The sequence below is a fragment of the Limnospira indica PCC 8005 genome, from assembly GCF_000973065.1.
Lineage (GTDB): Bacteria > Cyanobacteriota > Cyanobacteriia > Cyanobacteriales > Microcoleaceae > Limnospira > Limnospira fusiformis.
Map to the genome: position 1 here is coordinate 4,621,248 of NZ_FO818640.1, position 22,042 is coordinate 4,643,289.

The window sequence follows — 22,042 nt, forward strand, 5'->3', positions numbered from 1 at the left end:
TGGGTGTACAATATTGACATCCTCACCGACTGACACCCGGACAATGTACTGGCAAAACGGACACTCACTCCAAAACGGCAAATTCACCATCGAAACTGTCCTCGGACAGGGTGGGTTCGGCATTACCTACAAAGCCCTGCATCGGGGCTTCAATGCCCCCGTGGTGATCAAAACCCCCAATGCCTTTTTGCGACATGACCCCGACTATGCCAAATACGTCCAACGCTTCATCCGGGAAGCCCAAATTTTAGCCCAACTGGAGAGGGACCCCAACCCCCACATCGTCCGCGTCAAGGACTTATTTGAAGAATCCGACTCCCATTGTCTGGTAATGGAATTTATCGAGGGCAAAAACCTCTATACTCTGGTGCAGGAACAAGGCCCCCTTTCGGAAGCGACCGCCCTGGAGTTAATTTGTCCGGTGGCTCAGGCTTTGGCACAGGTGCATCGCGCTGGTATTGTTCACCGGGATGCCACCCCGGTTAATATCATGTTGCGAGGTAACCGTCAGCCGGTATTGATTGATTTTGGCATCGCTGGAAATGTCGTCCCCAGTGTCACCAGTTCCAAGATTTTTGGCAATAAGGCTTTTGCACCCTACGAACAGTTAATTAAAGGCGATCGCTCCCCCACCGTCGATATTTACACTCTGGCAGCATCTCTCTATTATGCCGTAACGAAGCAGTTGCCGAGGGACTGTTTTTCCCGCAAGGTAGACCGGGAAGAGTTGTTGCCGCCCAAGGATTTGGCATCGGTGAGCGATGCTATTAATGATGCGATTATGGCGGGGATGGCGTTAAATAAAACCCAGCGCCCTCAGTCGATGGAGGAGTGGTTAAAGCTGTTGGAACCGCCGAAACCCACCCCCCTTTACCGACCAAAAACGACTTCTTTTTCCTTTGACATCGTTACGGTAAATTCAAATGGACAAGAAATTAACTGCCGTCGCGGTCAGGCTGAATGTATTATCGAAGACCTGGGAAATGGTGTAACCCTGGAGATGGTGCTAATTCCGGGGGGAACCTTTATTATGGGTGCGCCGAGTGGTGAAGCTGGAAGTTCTGATGATGAAAGACCCCAACACCGAGTCACCATTAAACCCTTCCTCATGGGGAAATATCCGGTTACCCAAGCACAATGGCGACAAGTGGCTAGTTTCCCCAAACTCCAACGGGACCTGAGCCTAGACCCCTCAAGATTTAAAGGATTAAATCTTCCCGTTGAAAGAGTTTCATGGTATGATGTAATCGAGTGGTGCGCCCGCCTCTCGAAGAGAATCGGCAAACCCTACCGATTACCCAGTGAAGCCGAGTGGGAATATGCAGCCCGCGCCGGAACCACTAGCCCCTTTCACGTCGGTGATACCCTGACGACAGACCTCGCCAACTACAATGGCAACTACACCTATAGCTCAGGACCCGAGGGAGCCTACCGCCAACAAACCACCCCCGTCGGTCAGTTTCAACACGCCAACGCCTTTGGCTTGTATGATATCCACGGAAATGTTTGGGAATGGTGCGCTGACCCCTGGCACGACAGCTACAATGGTGCGCCTTCGGATGGTCGTGTGTGGGATGTTGGGAACGATAATCGTTATCAAAATCCTATTGAATATTTAGTCAAGTTTTTGGGAAGCCAAGAAAGCCGTGTGCTGCGCGGCGGTTCGTGGCTCAACTATCCAGAGAACTGCCGTTGTGCCTACCGCTACAGGCTCGGCCCGGGCCTCCTCAGCGACTACTACGGTTTTCGGGTAGCCTGTGCCCCCCCGACTCTTAGCCCTTAGCGCTTTTGTTTTTTTGCCCTTTACCCTGTTAGCCATTTACCCTTTTGAGCGATCGCAGCGAGCTTTTTTTATATTTCCCCAATTTTACACCATAAATATGGATTTGTGTGTAAAGAAATGTTAAATTTAAATTGCCCTTGTGTAAACAACAACGATGTCCAGCCCCGAATTACCGATTATTCAGAAAACAAAGGATCTGATTAAATGGTATGTCCCGATTTTGAACCGTCTTCCCAAGGATCACAAATTTATTCTGGGAACTCGCATTATTAACAGCCTTTATGATATCCTACAGGGACTCATTCGCGCCAGGTATGCCAAAGAAAAACTCTCTTACCTGGAGGCGATCAACACCGAGCTGGATATTTTGCGCTATCAAACCCGATTACTTCTAGATTTTGAGTTAATTTCTCTCAAGCGCTACGAATACATCGGGAAACAGGTGAACGAAATCGGTATCGAACTCGGCGGTTGGATCAAACAACAGCGAAACCGTAAATAAAGGCTCACCCATGAAACGATATAGCAATCTCTGGCTGGATGTCATCGACTTTGAGAACCTTTTTCAAGCGTCTCGCCAAGCCCAACGGGGGAAAAGATACCGCCAAAACGTTCTGGAGTTCAATGATAACCTAGAATCGGAATTAATACAACTCCAGCAAGAATTATCCACCCAAACCTACCAACCCGGAGAGTATCGAACCTTCGAGATATTTGAACCCAAGAGACGGGTCATTTCCGCCGCCCCTTACCGAGATCGAGTCGTCCACCACGCCCTTTGCCACGTCATCGCCCCCATTTTTGAGCGCACGTTTATTGCCGACTCTTATGCTAACCGGGTCGGTTTCGGAACCCACCGCGCCCTCAAAAAGTTTACTATATTTGCCCGTTCAAGTTCCTACGTCCTCCAGTGCGACATCAAGAAATATTTTCCCAGTATCGATCGCGAAATTCTCAAAACCCTGCTGCGGCGGAAAATCAAATGTAAAAACACCCTCTGGCTAATCGATTTAATCATCGACAACAGCAACGAACAATTACCGGTGATTGACTACTTCCCCGGCGATGACCTCCTCACCCCCATCCAGCGCCAACGGGGACTGCCCATCGGCAATTTAACCAGCCAATTTTTCGCCAACGTCTACCTAAACGGCTTGGACCATTTCATCAAAGAACAACTGAAAGTCAAGAAATATGTCCGCTACGTCGATGACTTCGCCCTATTTGCAGATTCCCACTCATTCCTTGCTGATGCCCGCACCGAAATCGAAACCTATTTAACCCAACTGCGGCTCAAAATTCATCCCATCAAAAGCCAACTGTTTGAAACCAAACACGGTGCCAATTTTCTCGGCTTTCGCATTTTCCCAGATTATATTCGCGTCCGCAGCGACAACTTGAAGCGGAGCCGAAAACGGCTGCGAAAGTTGCACAAAAACTATGTTTGTGGTAAGATTGGCAAGTCAGAGGTAGAACAATCTTTGCAGAGTTGGTTCGCCCACCTCAACCACGGCGACACCTGGCGACTGCAACAACAGCTATTCGCTTCTCTCGCCTGGGTGAGGGAGTGAAGAGGGGTTCAGGCTACCCCGAGTGCTGCGCGGCGGTTCGTGGAACAACAATCCAGAAAACTGCCGTTGTGCCTACCGCAACAGGAACGACCCGGACAACCTCAACAACAACAACGGTTTTCGGGTAGCCTGTGCCCCCCCAAGACTCTTCCGTGCCAGAGCCGATGGATGGGAATTTGTCGGGTGTGCCGTAGAAGAGTCTAGCCTGATTCCCGAGATGTCGGCGACGGCATCCGAAAATCAAACCGAGTCAGGTAGCTTGGTAGGATAACCGAACAGTTGCCTGACTCAGCTATCTGCCAGTGAGCAACGGGGTTTGTTTCCCAATGCGGAACCCGGAACTTGAGCCCCCATTGTACCATCACACTGATGCACTCAAAAGCGATCGCATTATTGGGAGTGAGTGTAAAACGAGTGCAAATGCCAACACGGTTAACAGTGGCATATATCAGCCCAACTTTCCCCAGCCCATTTCCTTCCAAATGCGGAACCCGGGACTTGAACCCGGAAGTCCTTGCGAACACTAGAACCTGAATCTAGCGCGTCTACCAATTCCGCCAGTTCCGCATGAGTGGGTGTATTTGTTTGGCACAATTTAATATCCTGCCATAGTTGGGGGAATTTGTCAAGCCTTTAATTGGGAATAAATCGACTTAAACAATTTTTGTTGTCGATTGTGGTCTACAATGGGCTGTGGGTAGCCACAGGCTTGTCGATCGCTACTGGAAATTTTGCCAGTCACGAGGTGGGCGGTGTCCAAATTCCGCAATTCTGGCAACCACTGGCGGATATATTCAGCTTCCGGGTCATATTTTTGAGCTTGGGAAGCGGGGTTAAAAATCCGCAAAGGCTTAGGGTCCATCCCACTGGAGGAACTCCACTGCCACCCACCATTATTTGAGGCTAAATCCCCATCAATAAGTCTTTGCATAAAATACTTTTCTCCCCATTGCCAATTGATGATTAAATCCTTGGTCAAAAAACTGGCGACAATCATGCGACAACGGTTGTGCATCCATCCGGTTTCATTGAGTTGACGCATAGCGGCATCAACAATAGGATATCCGGTGCGTCCTTGACACCACGCCTGGAAATGTTCTTGATTATCTGACCAAGGAAAACGGTCAAAAGGCTGACGAAATGCACCGGTGGCTAAGGCGGGGAAGTGATATAAAGCCTGTTGATAAAACTCCCGCCAAGCGATTTCCTGCTGCCAAGTTTGAATATGGTCGCGGGCTTCGTCACTGCGAGTTAAAGCCATAATTTCTTGGGTTTTTTGCCATAAGGTACGGATACCGATCGCCCCAAATCTCAAAGCCGGACTCAACAGAGAAGTGCCATCAATAGCGGGGAAATTCCGCCCTTGGTCATACTCATAAATGGCTCGATCGCAGAAGAGTTGCAAGCGATCGCTCGCGGCCGTTTCTCCGGGTTCTAGGATAAAAGGTTCCGACCAGATAAATCCCAAATCCTTAGCCGTGGGTAAAGCGATCGCTCCCGCCTCCAGAGCCGCCTTTTCCTGAGCCTCTGTCAGCCCCCTAGATTTTAGGGTATCACAGGGTTCTGGTTTCGGCTGCTGAATCCATTTGCGCCAATAGGGAGTATAAACCTTATAGGGTTCCTTAGACCCCGTAAAAATGGCTTCTGGGGAATGCAAAACCTGATCCCAGAAAGTCTCAACTTTAATCCCCACCTCTGTGAGAGACTCTTCTACAGAGCGATCGCGTTGTCTGGCGAGGGGTTCAACGTCTTGATTCCAATAAACAGCGATCGCCCCCAAAGCCACCGCCAATTTTCGCAGACCTTGAGCCGGGTTATCCTGAATAATCAGTAATTGACTCCCCCCCCGTTGGTAGTCGCGTTGTAAACATTGGAGACAGCCGATCATATAAGCCACACGGACGGGGGCGATATCATCACCGCTCAAAATTGCCGGGTCAAGACAGAAGACCCCCACCACCTGAGAAGTCACCCGACGCGCCGCCGCCAGTCCCCAGTTATCGGAAATCCGCAGATCTCGACGATGCCAAAATAAGATTAAATCCGACATAAACACACAGAGTTATAGAAACGGTTTAGCCAACATAAAACTAGCGATAGATTTAGCATCCACAGGTTCCCCCTCCCAAATCGCCTTTTCCAACTCTTGGGGAGTCATCAAAACCGTGTCTATATCCTCATCTTCATCTTGTGCGGGGGGAGTTTCTAGTTTTTCGAGATCTTCCGCGAGAAAGGCGTAAATAATTTCATCAGAATAACCCGGCGCGAGGACAAATTGCCCTAGTTTACGCCACTTATGAGCGCGGTAGCCTGTTTCTTCTTCAATTTCGCGCCGGACGGTTTCGGCGGGGTCTTCGTTAACTTCTACCGTCCCGGCTGGAAATTCCAAAGTCCGCCCTTCCACTGCAAATCGATATTGTCTGACCAATACCAATTTACCTTCTGGGGTAACGGGAATTACCAAAGCACCTCCGGGGTGTCTAACACATTCCCACTGACCGATCGCCCCATTAGGAAGGCGAAGGCGGTGGACATCAAAGTTAAATTTCCGACCTCGATAAAAGAGTTGTTGTGCGAGAATTTCGGGGGGTTCTGAACCTAGTTTCATTAGTTAGTTAAAGTTAGTTTTTGGACTCCTGACTGATCGATAGTTTCCAGCAATTGGGCGATCGCCTTTTTACTGATAGGATCTATCCACTCCGGGGCTATTTCCGCTAGGGGGACTAACACAAAAGCGCGATCGCGCATTCTCGGGTGTGGTATTTCTAGGGTAGGTGTATTCAAGATTAAATCATCGAACAGCAATAAATCAAGATCTAGGGTTCTCGGTCCCCATCTTTCCCCACGCACCCGCCCCAATGTCTTCTCAATTTCTAGCAGAGTTTCCAAGAGGGACTGAGGGGAGACAGTCACCTCCAGAATAGCACACCCATTGATATAATCCGGCTGAGGGGGTCCCACAGGAATTGTCCGATACCAATGCGATCGTTTTTTCACCCTAATTCCCTCATAGCCTTCCAGTAATTCTAGGGCGGTTTCTACTGTTTGACCAGACAACCCCAAATTACTACCCAAACCTATTGCGACATTACTATCCATAATTAACAATTAACAATTAACAATTAACAATTAACAATTAATAATTAACAATTAATAATTAACAATTAATAATTAACAATTAATAATTAACAATTAATAATTAGTAATTAACAATTAATAATTAACAATTAATTATTAATTCCCCGGTGGGGTGGGGCGGGTTTATTAAGCGCTTCCCTCATTCCTATAGCTAACTGCGGAACCCGCCCCTACAATTATTAATTATTAATTATTAATTATTAATTATTAATTCCCCGGTGGGGGTGAGGGCGGGTTTATTAAGCGCTTCCCTCATTCCTATAGCTAACTGCGGAACCCGCCCCTACAATTATTAATTATTAATTATTAATTATTAATTATTAATTCCCCGGTGGGGGTGAGGGCGGGTTTATTAAGCGCTTCCCTCATTCCTATAGCTAACTGCGGAGGCGCGCCCCTACAATTATTAATTATTCATTATTAATTATTAATTCCCCGGTGGGGCGGGTTTATTAATTCCCCGGTGGGGTGGGGCGGGTTTATTAAGCGCTTCCCTCATTGCTATGACTAACTGCGGAACCCGCCCCTACAATTATTAATTATTCATTATTAATTATTAATTATTAATTCCCCGGTGGGGCGGGTTTATTAATTCCCCGGTGGGGGTGAGGGCGGGTTTATTAAGCGCTTCCCTCATTCCTATAGCTAACTGCGGAGGCGCGCCCCTACAATTATTAATTATTAATTATTAATTATTAATTATTAATTCCCCGGTGGGGCGGGTTTATTAAGCGCGTCGCTCATTCCGATGACTAACTGCGGAGGCGCGCCCCTACAATTATTAATTATTAATTATTAATTATTAATTATTAATTATTAATTCCCCGGTGGGGTGGGGCGGGTTTATTAAGCGCTTCCCTCATTCCTCTGACTAACTGCGGAGGCGCGCCCCTACAATTATTAATTATTCATTATTAATTATTAATTATTAATTATTCATTTTCATTTTCCGTTAACTTTTCTTCCAGGGATTGAATCGTGTTGAGAGTCGCCTGTGCAGCTTCTGGGTCTCCAGCTTCTTGGATGATAGATAACGCACTTTTTAAAGTTTCTAGCGCCTGGGAATAGTTCCCCAAGTTCTCATGAATGGAACCTATATTATTGAGGATTTGACTAATCTCTGGCTGCTGGTCTGACTCTTGGTAAAATTCTAGGGCTTGCTGGTAAATTTCCAGGGCTTTTTCCCACATTTCCTGACTGTTATAAAGGCGACCTATCTGGCTAAGTGCCGTCCCCGCTAGACCCACATCATTAGCTTCCTTAGCCAAATTAGCAGCCTGCTGATAGGTTTCGATCGCTTGGGGAACCTGGTCTAAATTTTCATAGATCATCCCCATTAAATTCAAGATACGAGCCGCCCCAGCGTTATCTCTGATGCGTTCCAAGAGTTGAGCCGCTTGCTGAAAATGTACTAAGGCTTGGAAATCATCTCCATTTTCGCGGTAGATATAAGCCATATTACTTAATAACCGCCCTACCCCCGCTTGGTCTCCTATTTGGCGGCGAAAAGCTAGGGCTTGTTGATAAATTTCTAGGGCTTTTTCTACCTCTCCTATGCTAAAATAAAGTGCGCCTAAATTGTTCAGGGTGCGAGAAAGATCCCGTAAATCTCCCACCTCTTGACGGATAGCCCTGGCTTGTTCATAATAGTCGAGGGCTTGGGTAGGTTGAGCTTGACTAGCATAGACAGCCGCGATATTATGTAAGGATTCCCCCATTTCACTGCGATCGCCTGCACTTTGAGCTAATCTGAGGGCTTCTTGGTGGTGTTGGAGGGCTTCGGAAAATTCACCCTGTTGGCGGCGAACAAAACCGAGGAGATTGAGACTGCGGGCTTTACCCCTTTGGACGAGAGCCGTTTCCGAGGCGGCTTCGGGGTTTTGTTGGCGATAAATTTCTAGGGCTTCTTGAATAGCTGGTAAAGCGCGATCGCTTTCGTTAAAATTGCTGTAAACTTCACCAATAGCATTGAGTGTTTCTGCTACAGCCAGGCGATCGCCTTGTTGGCGGCGAATTTGCAATGCCTGTTCCAGGCTGTCTAGGGCTTCGCGATGTTCCCCTTTATGGAATTGTTCAATTCCCTGATTGTGTAATTGATTATGATCAACAGAGGGGCGATCGATTTCGGAAGTGGGGGACGATTCCGGTGCGGGTTCTTCCTGAGCTAGAATAGGTGCGATCGTGAACAGGAACATAGTTGCACCCATAAGCATCACCATCGGTACATTCCCCAATTTGGGGGAAAACCAGAGCAGTTGTGGTCTGGGAACTCGAATAGATAAAGCAGATTGTAATATCATTGCTGTCATCCAATTAACTAAAGAACTTGAGTAAATATGCTGACCGATGTAACTTGGGACACTATCGAATAGATTGTATGTTAACTCAAACCGTTGATGCCATCTTAGATTACGCCTCAGAAGGGGCTGATTTATCCCCAGAGCAAGGATTAACCCTACTGGAAGCAAATCACCCGAAAGTTACCGAACGTCTGCGAGAGGTAGCAGATAAGTGGCGATCGCGTGATTGTGGGGATACTGTAACCTATGTAATTAATCGCAACCTGAATTTTACCAACATTTGTGAACAGCATTGCAATTTTTGCGCTTTCCGGCGTGATGAAGGGGAAGCCGGAGCCTTTTGGTTGGGTTTTGAGCAAATTCTCGAAAAAGCCCAAGATGCTGTCGAAAGGGGGGCGACTGAAATTTGTATGCAGGGGGGATTAAATCCCCAGGCTCAGATTAACGGTCAGTTTTTACCCTACTATCTCCAGTTGGTGAAAACCATCAAAAACGAGTTTCCCAATTTACACCTTCATGCTTTTTCCCCCCAGGAAGTGCAATTTATTGCCCGTGGCGATCGCCTCAGTTATGATGTAGTCATAGGTTCACTGCGGGATGCCGGAGTCGGTTCTATGCCAGGAACAGCCGCCGAAGTATTAGACGATCGCATTCGCCAGGTCATCTGTCCAGAAAAAATTAATACAGCCACCTGGTTGGAAATTGTAGAAACCGCCCACAGTCTAGGAGTTCCCACCACTAGCACCATATTATGTGGTCACATTGAAACCCCCCAACAGCAGATCGACCACTTGCACAAATTGCGATCGCTACAACAAAAAGCTATAGACCGGAATTATCCCGCCCGAATTACCGAATTTATTGCTTTGCCTTTTGTCGGGGAACAAGCACCTCCCCCCTTACGCCGCCGAGTAGGAAGAGACCAACCAATTTTAGCTGATAGCCTCAGATTAATGGCTGTAGCCCGGATTTTCCTGGGTAACTGGATTATTAACCATCAACCTAGTTGGGTAAAATTGGGTTTATCCGGTGCCACAGAAGCCCTGAAATGGGGCTGTAATGATATCGGCGGCACCCTAATGGAAGAACATATCACCACTATGGCAGGGGCTAAGGGGGGAACCTGTAGGACAGTAGAAGACCTGAAAGAGGCGATCGCCTCCGTCCAACGAAAACCCCTCCAGCGTGATACTCTCTATAGAATTATCCCTTGATTTGCCCCAACCGTGAATCACTACTCGACGGACTAGGAAAAGTAGGTGTTATAATTTTCCGAGTCAGCTACGGCCAGTGAGTCTCACATAACGGCTATATGCGGAATGTCGTTAAATATGTCATCTAAAAAGCCGGACCCGAAGTCAAATACAGTTATAAATGCCATCACCCAGGTTGTGCAGACTATTCACGCCCGGGTTAACTTCTCTCGGCTGTTGCTAAAGCCTAATAGTAGGGTTCCTGAACTTTGGGTGCAAAATGCCGATGCGGATAAGGCTGATGTTTATCCGCTATTGGGCGATCGCTATATCATTGGTCGTTCTTCGCGATCTAGTGATATCGTGGTTCGCAATCCGGTCGTTAGTCAAGTGCATCTGTGTTTACTACGACAACCACCACATAAAACCATTTTGGGAGAACATCCCTCTCGACAATTTTATATCAAAGACGAAAATTCTACCAATGGCATCTATAAGGGACGGCGGCGACTTGAGGTTTTTCCCCTGCGTCATGGGGATGTCATTACTTTGGGTCCCCCAGAACTTGCTAATGGTGTTAGGGTTCAGTATGTAGATCCCCCTAGCTGGTATGTGCGGTTACTGCGCTCTGGTCTTTATGCCTTCTGTGGTATTAGTGCTTTAGTTGCCTTGGTCGTCTTGTGGCAGTGGCAATATTTTACAGTGCGACCTCTCCCTCGCTCTATCAATGGCCCCGTCGTCGTTTATTCCCGCGATCGTCAGCCGCTGCGGGGTATCACTAACAATAATTTACAACTGGAATTGGAGGCTTTATCCGATTTTGCCTCTTACCTACCCAATGCCGTTATAGCCTCCGAAGATAGCCGTTTTTATTGGCATTTTGGTATTGACCCCATCGGGATTTTAAGGGCTTTTGTCACCAATTTACAAGGGGGTCAAATTCGAGAAGGTGGTAGCACCATCTCCCAGCAGTTAGCCCGGACTTTATTTAGGGAGTATGTCGGCACAGAAGATTCCCCCGGCCGCAAGGCTAGAGAGGCGATCGTTGCCCTAAAATTAGAGACTTTTTACGGAAAAGATACCCTGTTACTTACCTATTTGAACCGAGTATATTTAGGCTTAGACCTCTATGGTTTTGAAAATGCCGCTCAGTTCTATTTTGGCAAATCAGCCACTAATTTAACCCTGTCGGAAGCCGCCACCCTCGCCGGGATTCTGCCCGCCCCTAATAGTTTTAATCCTATTCAAAATTATGAGTTAGCTGTTCAGTATCGCGATCGCGTTTTGGCGAGAATGCAAGCCCTGGGAATGATTAGCTCAGAAGAGGCAGATCGGGCGCGGCGATCGCGTATTGAAATTAACCCCAGGGCGCGGGAAGTTCTCGAAAGTACCATAGCCCCCTACTTTTATGATTATGTATTTACCGAAATAGATCAACTGCTCGGCAGTCAATTGGCGCGAGAGGGTAACTTTATTGTCGAAACCTCTTTAGATCCTCAAATGCAGGCCGTCGCTGAGAGGTCTCTGCAACAACATCTAGCTACTGTAGGGGCGGGCGCTGGCTTTTCTCAGGGGGGAATAGTAACTCTCGACTCCGGCAATGGTGCTGTCATGGCTATGGTCGGAGGACTCAGTTATGGGGATAGTCAATTTAACCGAGCCACTCAAGCCCTACGACAGCCCGGATCTACCTTTAAGCTGTTTCCTTATGCCGCCGCCTTAGATAAGGGTATCCCCCCTGGTAGAACCTATTCCTGTGAACCTCTGACTTGGCAAGGGCAAACTTTTCGAGGATGCGATCGTAGTAGTGGGTCTGTCGATATGTATCGCGGCATGGCTTTATCCGAAAATGTCACCGCCCTACGAGTCGCCCAGGAAGTCGGCTTAAATTCCGTCGTCGAGATTGCACGACGGCTAGGCATTCGCTCCGATTTAAATCCCGTTCCCGGTTTGGTTTTGGGTCAAAGTGAAGTTACCCTATTAGAGATGACAGGCGCTTTTAATGTCATCGGCAATCGAGGTTTGGCTCACCGTCCCCACGCCATTAGACGTATTTTAGATAGTAGTGATTGCACCGACCCCCTCGATATTAATAGCTGTCGGGTCATTTATGCCTATGATCGGGAAAATCCCAGAGTCCCCCAGGTCCTTTCTCCCCTCGTCACAGAAACCATGACCTCCATGCTACAAGGGGTAATTCGTTGGGGTACAGGTCAGGATGCTAGTTTGGGTTTAGGGGAAGCCGGAAAAACTGGCACCACTAACTCCAATGTTGACCTCTGGTTTATTGGCTACATACCCAGTCAGAGACTCACCACAGGCATTTGGCTCGGTAATGACGACAATTCCCCTACTTTTGGCAGTAGCGCTAATGCAGCCCAATTATGGGGCAATTATATGCGCCAGATCCTCCCTTGAGGTTAGCCAACTATCACCAAAGAGACAAGGGTAGAGACCACTCTCGCAATCTCTACCCTAATCTTAACTTTTGAGTACCCCCAAGGGAATTCGAATCCCTGTCGCCTCCGTGAAAGGGAGGTGTCCTAGGCCTCTAGACGATGGGGGCTTGTGTTTTGTTTCGCCTTTTGGTTTCGAGCTTGTGTCGCTCTCACCTTTATTAACTTAGCGAATCTTTCAACTTATGTCAACCCTTTTGCCGATTTTTTTAAAAAAATTTTCCGGTTGGGGCTTAATCTGCCTCTGGGTAAGCGTTTCAGCCTTTGAGAGCCCCATAGATTTCGCGGCCGTCCCTAGAACCATAACCGTCACCGCCCAGCCTTTAGCTCCATCCTAACATGACCCATAAAATTTAGCCATGAGTCTCCCCATATCCACAGAGACCCCAACCACTCTCACCTCATCACCATCACCTCAGAATTGATACAGCAACATCATCAGACAGCATCTGAAGTGAGTCTCAAACCTCCATAGAGATTATTATTGACAGTTGGGGCAATGATTATTTGCTATAATTAGCCATAATTGATTGCGGAGTTCAAAACAGGGTAAATATCATGGTTCAGAAAATCGCCCTATTTAATCACAAAGGCGGAGTCAGTAAAACCACCACTACATTTAACTTAGGTTGGATGTTAGCAGCAAAAGGCAAAAAAGTGATTATTGTAGATGCTGACCCACAATGTAATTTAACTGGTATGGCTTTAGGTGAAGATACCGAAGATGACCAAGGGAGAATCGAAGCTATCTACAATACACATTCCAACATTAAAACCGGACTCGCGCCAGCTTTTGAAGGTCAACCCAAACCCATTGAAGCCGTAAATTGTGTTGCTTTATCAGGTCAAGAAGGCTTATTTTTACTTCCGGGTAATGTAGGATTTGCTGAGTATGAAGTTACCCTAGGTATTGCTCAAGAGTTAAGTAGTTCGATTCAAACACTCCAAAATTTACCCGGGTCTATTACTGACTTGTTTAACAAAACTGCCGCGCGGTTTAATGCGGATTATATTTTAATTGACATGAGTCCTAGCTTAAATTCAATTAATCAAAATTTGTTGATGACCAGCGACTTTTTTATCATTCCTACTACCGCTGATTTCTTCTCCGTGATGGCGATTGAATCCTTGAGTAAAATTTTGCCAAAATGGTCATTATGGGCGAAAAAAGCCAGTTCCTTACCGATTTTAAAAGAGGCAATATATCCATTTCCTGATTTTAAACTTCGGTTTCTGGGAACTATTATTCAGAATTATCGCATTATTCACGGTAGGGAAACTGTAGCTTTTCAAAAATGGATTGATAGAATCGAGGCAGATGTTAAGGATAAATTGGTTCCTGTGTTCAGACAATCTGGTTTAATGTTACCTACTCCCAGTTATCTTGAGCAAGGTATTAGCGAAACTTTTACTTTAACTAAGATTTCTAACTTTAATAGTCTGATTGCTCTGTCTCAACAGCATCAAACTCCGATTTATGCTTTAACTCGTGAGCAATTAAAACAAGCTGGCAAAGTTTACCAAAACAATCAGAAAAAACAGCAAGAATTTTATCAGGTATTTGCCGACCTAGCAGATAAAATTATCGGATTAACTTCTCAGAGTTATGCAATTAGCGCTTGACCAATTTCGGGTCAGTATTGCTCGTGTTAGGGATTTAATTGATGTTCATAACTATATTAAATCTCAATCGACCCCGGCTTTAGATTTATCTGATATTTTACGAGCATCCCTGGTTTTAGCCGTAAGTGCATTAGATTACTATATCCATGAAGTTGTCACCCTGGGAATGTTAGAAATTTATAAAGGTGAACGTCCTCAAACTGCCGCCTTTTCACGTTTTCAAGTGTCATTAGGTAACACTACCAATGACAGATTAATGCTGATGAATATTGAATCTTGGTTAGAAACAGAAATTCAGTTAAGCCAAGCCGGGTCATTTCTGCCAGAATCTCCCAGTGTATCAGATTTGCTTCCGCTGATATCAAGCGCGATTCAAAATAAACTCAATCAGACTTCATTACTCAATGATGAACTCCGAGAAAACCTGGGATATAAGAGTTTTCAAAAACCAGATAAAATAGCCGATGCTATTCGTCTTATTTATGAGCAAAAATTGTGGGATGAGGTAGCGCAGCAAATGGGGAAATCAGCACAAGATATCAAACAACAACTTAGTGCAATAGTCGATCGCAGAAATAAAATTGCTCATCAAGCTGATATAGACCCTTCTTTTGGCATCGGAAACAGATGGCCTATTGATGACCGTCTAGTTAGCGACTGCGTTGATTTTCTTGAACAACTTGTAGAAACTATACACCAAGTCTTAACATAATTGATTATGATTACTTGCTATTATCCTCCATTTATGCTATAATAGGGCGAGTTTTTCCGGTTTTTCCGAGTCTATCTATCGGATACCACTAACAATCCAGAGGTAGTTCGTCCGAACTCTTCTGGGTTATATTGTAGATAGGCTTCTGCACCCGGCCAGATGAATTCGCCGGGGGTGACAGAACGTACTAGATAATGAACATGATAAGCACCAGGTATGAGACGATCGCTATAAGCCATAATGCGATCGCGATAAATAGTTTGATAGGCAATTTCCCAACTATCAGTCTGAGGTTGTAACGCTTGATTACTGGTATCAAAACTCCTATCAATCGCTTCTAAACCCGCCGGGAGGGGGTCAACAATCACCACTTTATCCACGGGATGATCTGCGATAATTTCCAAGCCAATATCAAAGACCTGTCCCGGTTTGACCGTTAAAGGTTTAGACTCCGCTGCGAGGCTATAGGTTTGCCAAATTTGAGTTTCGTTAGCTGGTCGAATAGTCCGAATAACCCGAAGACCATTAAGTTGACCCGGTTGTTTTCCTTCTAAGCGATAACTGTATTTGATCCAATAATGCAAATTACCCGAATTCTCAGGTTGAATCGATAGTTGATAATTTCCTTGGGGTAATTCTGCCATAGGTAGGTTAAGATTAAAGCTAGAATTACCATCATTTCCTAACTCGATTTGCTGTGATATGTAGTTCCCTACTTGCAAATTAACCCGCAAACTTTCCGACGTGGTTTGGGTTTGTTGATAAGCCACTAACGCCGTTAACGCCTCGGCGGTATCATAGTCATTTTGCCAAATTCCCTCACGACGCAAGTTTAACAGACTTTCGACTAATCTACTGATAGTTTCTGGCTGTTGGTTTTGGGTGATATATAGGCGTAATGCTTGAGACTGTAAAACCGTCGGAGAGGCTAACCATTGATATCCGGGGGGTAAATTAACCGTCGCTGTCCGTCCCGTTTGATAAATGTGTTTTTGGATATCTTGGAAAATGGTATTAAATTCCGTTTCCCATTGGGGGAAGTTGGCTAAATAACCAGCTAGTTTAATTTGGGTGGCGGGGTCAAATTCCCGCCAATTGCCGTAAATTTCTGCCATGAAATCACTGCGGGTTTCTCCCAAGTAGGATAAGGCGATTAAGGCTTCAAGACGCAGGCGGCTTTTACATATATTATCAACACAGAAGCCATCATCAGCAGGATTAGCAACTACTTGATTAAGGTAATTTCTCAGGCGGTTAATCATATTATTATTAACCGTAAATCCAGCCTGAGATGCTTTGGCTAAAGCTTCGGCAGCGTAACTAGATAGGACAGGATCGGAAATATTCGCGGCGGAAAAATAGCCGAAACCGCCATCCTCTTTTTGTAAACCTGCTAATCTGGTGATAGCATCATTAGCTTGCAATTCCAAATTTAAGCCGGATAAATCATTAGGATTTTTATCCAGAAGCTGGAGATTACTTGCTATTAATAAACGACTGGCTATTGGTTCTAAGAATGGTAAAGTTGGCTGTTGGAAAATTTGGGTCGCAGGTTGGGTTAATTGGGGGATTAAACTATTAGCCAGGGAAATAGTTAGACCTCCCGCATTTGGGACTACCTTTTCATCAATATTAATGGGAATGGTAACAGTTTCGCGGGTAGTCCCTGAGGCGATTACCTGTTCCGTTGTTTCTAGGGGTTTTACCTCCAAAGGAACTTGAAAACTATCAGTTTGATTTTGCAGTCTGCTGGTGAATTTTACCTGGGAATTTCCCACTTGTTCAACTAACACCGGAAAACGATAGGCTTGCGTGTCTACTTCGGCTTGGGTTTTCAGGTGGTGGCTGGTTTTATTCCCCGCTGAAAATAACAGTCCACCACTCAGGTCTCCGGTGATGTCTAATTGTCCTTTCAGGTGGTCTCGGTTGGTGATGGAAACTCCCGCCAAAAAGCGATCGCCTACCCGTGCGAATTGTGGTAGTATCGGATTAGATAATAGGGATTTACTGGTGATAAATGTCGCTTCCCCTGACCCAAATTCTAAATTTTCGTCAGTAGCGATCGCCATAACTCGCCAGGTGGTTAAATTATCAGGTAACGTAAAATTAACCGTGGCTTTTCCCTGGTTGTCCGTGATAATTGAACCGTTATAGTAGGCTAACGCTTGGAAGTCTTGACGCAACTTAGATGTATCAACAGTGGCGGCGGAAAATCCTCCACCATAACCCCAACCTTTAGCTAACGGTGACATTAATGATTGTACTACCACATCAGGACGGTTATCTGTTAATCGGGTCGATATTGATTGTTCAGCATATACAGTATCTACTAAGTTGGGGGGTCGGTAGCCGTTAAGTTGCAAGATCGCATCATTAACCACCATTAAAGTAATTTGTCCGCTAATCGGTTGATAATTATCCTTCGTTAACTCTAGGTTAATCGTAGCTTGGGAACCCGGTTGAAATTCCGGTTGATTCGGGTTAATTTTGACTTGTAAGTATTTGCTATTTTTGCTGACATTTAACGGAGTCATTCCGATAGATACCAGATTATCTATACTTCCCGGTTCCAGTTGTGATAGAGGTTCTCCCTGACGGACTAAGACCGCTTCTACAGCCACATTAGGTAGCATTTCGGGTGTGACTTGAAATCGGACTTCTGGTGCGCCGCCTTTCACCGGAATTAGGGTTTGATACAAAATGCGATCGCGAATTACTGCGAAAAATAACTCTCCCTCCCTATAGGGTGATTGAATTAAAGCCGTCGCCATATCCCCAGGTTGATAATTATCGCGGTCTAGTTGAATTTCGAGGCGGTTATCATAACGATTTCCCCAACTCACCGGACCATCACCCGTTACCCAAATTTGAATATCAGTAGCTTTCGGTGTATTTAATGGGTCCGAAGCAAATCTCGCCTGAATGCGATAAGAACCCGATTCCCTCGCCGTTAATTCTACAGTTTTCGCCGTATTACCACTCCTGACATCTACAGTATCCACTGTTTGATATTCCAGTTGATTTCGGTTAGTTTGTCCCCCTTCTACCACCCGGGTAATACTGCTGTAATTCATTTTCTGCAATTCCAGCTTCACCGGAACATTATTAATTGATTGACCCTCAACATCAGTAACAATCACTTCCACCGGAAAAGCCTGATTAACATTAGCTACAAATTTGCTTTTCAGTCCAATCAATTGATGGTTAGGTAAGACCGTAAAACTTTGGGAGTCCGCGACCGACAGGTTAGAAACATCTGTCACTTCCACATCAACTTGATATCTGAGGGGATAGGGAACATCACCGCTAACAGTGATCATTTCACTTCCCGAACCCGCCACGTCTAAATTTTGCGATCGCTGTAAGACATCACTAGAAATCGTCGGTTTTTCTTCCGGCCAAAACCACTGTCTTCCAAAATGATATTTTTCCCAACCTATGGGAGTAAAATCACTAGCAGTCCGCGTCACATAATATTTAGCCTCACCACCAACTACCGGAGAACCGAATAAATAATCTCCCTGAACTGTCGCCATAACCTTATCCTGACCCACAGCTAATCGACGGTCAAGACTCAAATCAACCTTAAAGTTAGGGGGGTTAAATTCTGCGACCCGAAAATTACCAAAAATTTCTACCCCACTAATACCTTTACCCTGAATTACATAATTCCCCAAAGGGTCATCTGGCTTCACCGTAAATTCTACCGAAAACGTAGCAAATTGATTAGTTGAATAATCCCCTAATTCTCGTTTTTCCCCCGTCGGAGTTTCTAACGTGAGATTATACACCGTATTTTTATCTGGCTGTAATTCTCCATTTTGTAAATAGTAAGCCACTCCCGTTAAAGCTATAGCTTCACCCGGTTGATATAGTTGTCGGTCTGAAAAAATAGTTCCGCGAGAAATCGGTTGATTTTCATCCCAACCCGCATAAACTCCATAGCCATAAGCGCCACTGTAGGAGTAGCTGCGAGTGAATGCCCAGTCTTCCCCTTCTTTAGCAATTACCAAGAGTTCTGGAGGTTCATTAAACCGATTACCTCCCATACACCCCCGGAGGTTTTCCGCCGTTAACAATAGCAATCCCTGGTTATTAGTAATTCCCCTAGCACAAGCAGTTGGTTTAGGAAATGATCTAGCATTCAGTTGAGATTGATATATTTCCACCGATGCTGATGCTACTGGTGAACCGTCATCTAAATGATTAACTCTCACCATTCCCGACTCTGGAAACCACTGGGAAAACACACCTAAGTTAGTTAACTGAACCATCCCATAAAAGCTAGGTTCATTCCATTGAGTCACACCATTTTTTTGATAGGAAGTCGTTTTAGCTTTAATTCCATAGGCTAACATTCCCGTTTTCCCTTGTAACCTGTCTCGCAGATTAATCGAAGTTTCGATAGTTTGATTAGTCGCACCATCATTAATCCTAAAAGTTTGCCATTTATCTGAGGTGGGTAGTAAGTTTTTACCCTCCCGACTCGGATAGGCTTGATCTGCATAGACTAAATCTTCTGGCTGGATAATTGCATAAGCTGCTTGATAGCGGGATTCGGGTATATTAACAGTAGAAATGTTAATTTGTAAATTGTTACCAGATGGAAAAATATTTAAACCAGAAGGAGTCCACAGGTCAGCCGCCAGATCTCCGGTTTTATAGTTAAGGTTTATGGGTTCCTCTAGCCTTTGATTAAAGGTATCTTCCAGGTTAGCGCCAATCGTAATTACATAATTTGTTTGAGGTTGCAAAGACCAGGGATTTAAGCTGATTGTATCGTTACCGTCGTATGATTGTATCAGCGGCGGCGCATCTGCTGCTGGTGGCGGGTTTATCGTGATATTTTCTCTGGCTGATTGCGCCGTAATTCCGTTATTAAATTTCAGTTGAGGACTCCCATTCGTAAATCTTCCATAGGTTCCACCTTCCCTAGGTTCTCCATAAAATTGTATCGCTTGAAACTGTAAGGGTTCGTAGGTGTAAATTGGGTGGGAAATTAGAAATTGGCTGGCTAGATTTCCCGTTTTTGATTGCAGTCCCGGTGTGATTTCTAGGGTGTAACGGCTGGCTTTTTCTAGCTTTTGCTGAAATTTTATGTTATAATCCCAGCTATGGGAAAATAGCCTATCTCTGTCTTCTCGCGCCACATCCCCCCCATCAGCTTCCGGTCTATCTAGTGTTACCCGTAGAGGAATGGCTTTTTTGGTCTTGTCGGAAATGACTCTAATATGGTCGTTGACTGAGGCGAGATCTAGTTCTACGTTAGATGTAAATTTTAGGGTGGGGTCTAAACCTATCGGTTGGTCAGGGAAACCAGGGTTATCTTCCGTCCCCGGAAGGTTTGACAGTTGAATGGCTGGAGTGTTGAAAGTCCAGGCTATGTCTGACTCTAGTTGATGGTCGCTGAGGTCGCTGAGTCCTTTTTTTAGCGTCACCTGAAAGCGGGTGGCTAGGGGAATGGCTTCTTCCGCTTGAAAACCTACCATCCGGGGTGTCAGAAATCGGAATCTTCCCGGTATTTTGGGGTTGATGTCAAAGTGTCTGAGTTGTTGTCTCTGGTTGGGAGAGTCCAGACGTTCAACCGGAATTAACGGGTTGCTAAAAGTAATTCTAATCTGACCTAAAGATGTGGCTTCCTCTGTAGGACTAATTTCTTCTATCCACTCGGGGAGTTGGGGAAGAGGTAGCGGGGATATGTTGACCATCGGTTCACCAACGGGTTGACTGCTGAAAATTCGACACCCGGCTATGGTGAGGATAAACAGCGAGACTAGGAAAAACCGCTTCCAGATTCTACGGGAAAAGCCTATTGTTACCATAGGAGATTATGCGATCGCATTTCGTATTCCCTTCATAACACATCATAGTTGCTCAACCCCGGAAACTTCCACAATTCTTAATTGTTTCTATCTGAGTATAATTATCTCTCTTCTATCTCTTAACTCCGGCTATCGTTTCAAGGGTTGACCGTTTAACTATTGATTAGCTGCACTATCGATGAGCTTAACCATAGATTTTAGCTTATATATGCCGCCACCTTTTTCCATGGTAATAATTATGGCATAAACATCACCGCAAGTCAACCCCCAAACCGAAATAGTTTTTTGTTTAGATTTGTGCTGCACATAATGCGGCACCGATTAAACCGACTTTAGGATTAAGAACAATATAGACAGGTACTTGTTCTAATAAAGGACTAACGCGACCCTTATCTTTCAAGGCTTTGATAAAGTTTCCTTCCTGTATTAAGGGGAGAATTTTAGCAGCAATTCCCCCCGCCACATATAACCCGCCGTATGGTAGTAATTTGAGGGCGAGATTTCCGGCTTCTGCGCCATAGGCTTCCACAAAAATTTTCATAGTCTGAACCGAGAGATAATCACTTTTAGCCAAGGCGGCTTTAGAGACTTCGGCGGCGAGGTCTACGGTTTTGTGTTCTTGTCCGATTTCCTGTTTCCAGGTATGATAAATTTGGGCAATTTCGGGAGATTCTTGAGAAATATCATGGTCACGCAAAAATTGATAAATCGCGGTAATTCCCATCCCCGAGACTACTCTTTCTACGGATACTCTGGTAATATTATAGAGTTCTCGTAAATAGCCTAGGAGATGAAATTCCAACTCGGATCTGGGTGCGAAATCAGTATGACCGCCTTCGCTGAAAAAGACTTGATAACCGCCGCCTTGGGAAAGGGGAATCACAAAACCTTCTCCTAAACCTGTTCCCGCACCTATAACAGCCCTAGGCGCAGAAACATCGGGTTTTCCGGGTTGGAGAATGTGTAAATCTGATGGTGATAAACTGACTACGCCATAACCAATAGCAGCAAAATCATTAATTAGTTTAATTGGGGAAATATCTAGTTCTCGCTGAAGGCGATCGCTATCTAAAGACCAACTCAAGTTAGTGAGTTCGCAGCTATTATTGACCACCGGACCCGCAATCCCAAAAGCCGCTTTTTCCGGTTTTGCGTATTCAGTAACTTGCTGAGAGGCTGCTTGTAAAAATTTTTTAACTATGGGGACTAAATCAATATAATTCTGACTAGGATATATTTGCTCAAATAATGATTTAACTTGGGGGACGGCGGCGGTGGTATCGAGAGAATTTGCGTCAAATAAGGATAAAATAGTTTTGGTTCCTCCTATGTCTCCGGCGAGAATAATGGTCATGTTTTTAGTTTCCTGAAATAGTGATGAGATCACCCGTCTATGCTGAGGATAAAAAAAGGCGATCGCATGAGTATATGTTAGACCAATACA

Annotated in this window: 15 protein-coding genes and 2 tRNA genes; 8 read left to right on the top strand and 9 right to left on the bottom strand. The window is 45.3% G+C overall.

Annotated features, from left to right (window positions below; genetic code table 11):
* Positions 1-43: 43 nt before the first annotated feature.
* From XZ46_RS20250 to XZ46_RS34645, 4 genes are all read left to right on the top strand, one after another.
* Complete coding sequence (locus tag XZ46_RS20250; protein ID WP_008053276.1) at positions 44-1,783, top strand: bifunctional serine/threonine-protein kinase/formylglycine-generating enzyme family protein; 1,740 nt, start codon at positions 44-46, stop codon at positions 1,781-1,783.
* Positions 1,784-1,937: 154 nt separating this feature from the next.
* Complete coding sequence (avd, locus tag XZ46_RS20255; RefSeq protein WP_008053278.1) at positions 1,938-2,285, top strand: diversity-generating retroelement protein Avd; 348 nt, start codon at positions 1,938-1,940, stop codon at positions 2,283-2,285.
* A gap of 10 nt (positions 2,286-2,295) precedes the next feature.
* Positions 2,296-3,354, top strand: coding sequence for an RNA-directed DNA polymerase (locus XZ46_RS20260; protein ID WP_008053280.1), 1,059 nt, complete (start codon positions 2,296-2,298; stop codon positions 3,352-3,354).
* Between the two features lie 22 nt (positions 3,355-3,376).
* On the top strand, positions 3,377-3,625 hold the full coding sequence (locus XZ46_RS34645; protein WP_008053283.1) for an SUMF1/EgtB/PvdO family nonheme iron enzyme: 249 nt from the start codon (positions 3,377-3,379) through the stop codon (positions 3,623-3,625).
* A gap of 212 nt (positions 3,626-3,837) precedes the next feature.
* On the opposite strand, the gene XZ46_RS20265 is transcribed toward XZ46_RS34645, so the two are convergent.
* From XZ46_RS20265 to XZ46_RS20285, 5 genes are all read right to left on the bottom strand, one after another.
* Positions 3,838-3,921 (bottom strand) — tRNA-Leu (locus XZ46_RS20265).
* A gap of 58 nt (positions 3,922-3,979) precedes the next feature.
* On the bottom strand, positions 3,980-5,404 hold the full coding sequence (locus XZ46_RS20270) for an FAD-binding domain-containing protein (protein WP_008053287.1): 1,425 nt from the start codon (positions 5,402-5,404) through the stop codon (positions 3,980-3,982).
* A 12-nt stretch (positions 5,405-5,416) separates the two neighbouring features.
* On the bottom strand, positions 5,417-5,962 hold the full coding sequence (locus XZ46_RS20275) for an NUDIX hydrolase (protein ID WP_006669340.1): 546 nt from the start codon (positions 5,960-5,962) through the stop codon (positions 5,417-5,419).
* A complete protein-coding gene (gene folK / locus XZ46_RS20280) occupies positions 5,962-6,453 on the bottom strand; it encodes a 2-amino-4-hydroxy-6-hydroxymethyldihydropteridine diphosphokinase (RefSeq protein WP_006624005.1) in 492 nt (163 codons plus the stop codon). Before folK ends, XZ46_RS20275 begins: the two co-directional genes overlap by 1 nt.
* 971 nt (positions 6,454-7,424) lie before the next feature.
* Positions 7,425-8,792 carry a tetratricopeptide repeat protein gene (locus tag XZ46_RS20285; protein WP_006670665.1) on the bottom strand — a complete coding sequence of 456 codons (1,368 nt, stop codon included), beginning with the start codon at positions 8,790-8,792 and terminating at the stop codon, positions 7,425-7,427.
* 77 nt (positions 8,793-8,869) lie between these two features.
* Between XZ46_RS20285 and cofH the strand changes: the two genes are divergently transcribed.
* Together cofH and XZ46_RS20295 are read left to right on the top strand one after the other, a co-directional pair.
* Positions 8,870-10,006, top strand: coding sequence for a 7,8-didemethyl-8-hydroxy-5-deazariboflavin synthase subunit CofH (cofH, locus tag XZ46_RS20290; protein ID WP_006624003.1), 1,137 nt, complete (start codon positions 8,870-8,872; stop codon positions 10,004-10,006).
* A gap of 117 nt (positions 10,007-10,123) precedes the next feature.
* A complete protein-coding gene (locus XZ46_RS20295; protein ID WP_046320758.1) occupies positions 10,124-12,403 on the top strand; it encodes a transglycosylase domain-containing protein in 2,280 nt (759 codons plus the stop codon).
* 75 nt (positions 12,404-12,478) lie between these two features.
* Here XZ46_RS20295 and XZ46_RS20300 read toward each other — a convergent pair.
* Positions 12,479-12,551 (bottom strand) — tRNA-Glu (locus XZ46_RS20300).
* A gap of 448 nt (positions 12,552-12,999) precedes the next feature.
* Here XZ46_RS20300 and XZ46_RS20305 point away from each other — a divergent pair.
* The gene (locus XZ46_RS20305; RefSeq protein ID WP_006624001.1) at positions 13,000-14,064 is read left to right on the top strand and encodes a ParA family protein; all 1,065 of its coding nucleotides are present in this window, start codon (positions 13,000-13,002) and stop codon (positions 14,062-14,064) included.
* The gene (locus tag XZ46_RS20310; RefSeq protein ID WP_006624000.1) at positions 14,048-14,776 is read left to right on the top strand and encodes a HEPN domain-containing protein; all 729 of its coding nucleotides are present in this window, start codon (positions 14,048-14,050) and stop codon (positions 14,774-14,776) included. Before XZ46_RS20305 ends, XZ46_RS20310 begins: the two co-directional genes overlap by 17 nt.
* A gap of 71 nt (positions 14,777-14,847) precedes the next feature.
* On the opposite strand, the gene XZ46_RS20315 is transcribed toward XZ46_RS20310, so the two are convergent.
* The 3 genes from XZ46_RS20315 to XZ46_RS20320 form a co-directional block, all read right to left on the bottom strand.
* Positions 14,848-20,598 carry an alpha-2-macroglobulin family protein gene (locus XZ46_RS20315; RefSeq protein WP_008053296.1) on the bottom strand — a complete coding sequence of 1,917 codons (5,751 nt, stop codon included), beginning with the start codon at positions 20,596-20,598 and terminating at the stop codon, positions 14,848-14,850.
* A gap of 156 nt (positions 20,599-20,754) precedes the next feature.
* The gene (locus tag XZ46_RS35075) at positions 20,755-20,904 is read right to left on the bottom strand and encodes a hypothetical protein (protein WP_162198545.1); all 150 of its coding nucleotides are present in this window, start codon (positions 20,902-20,904) and stop codon (positions 20,755-20,757) included.
* Positions 20,888-21,952 (bottom strand): glucokinase, encoded by a 1,065-nt coding sequence (locus XZ46_RS20320; protein ID WP_008053298.1) that lies wholly within the window; start codon positions 21,950-21,952, stop codon positions 20,888-20,890. Before XZ46_RS20320 ends, XZ46_RS35075 begins: the two co-directional genes overlap by 17 nt.
* Positions 21,953-22,042: the final 90 nt, after the last annotated feature.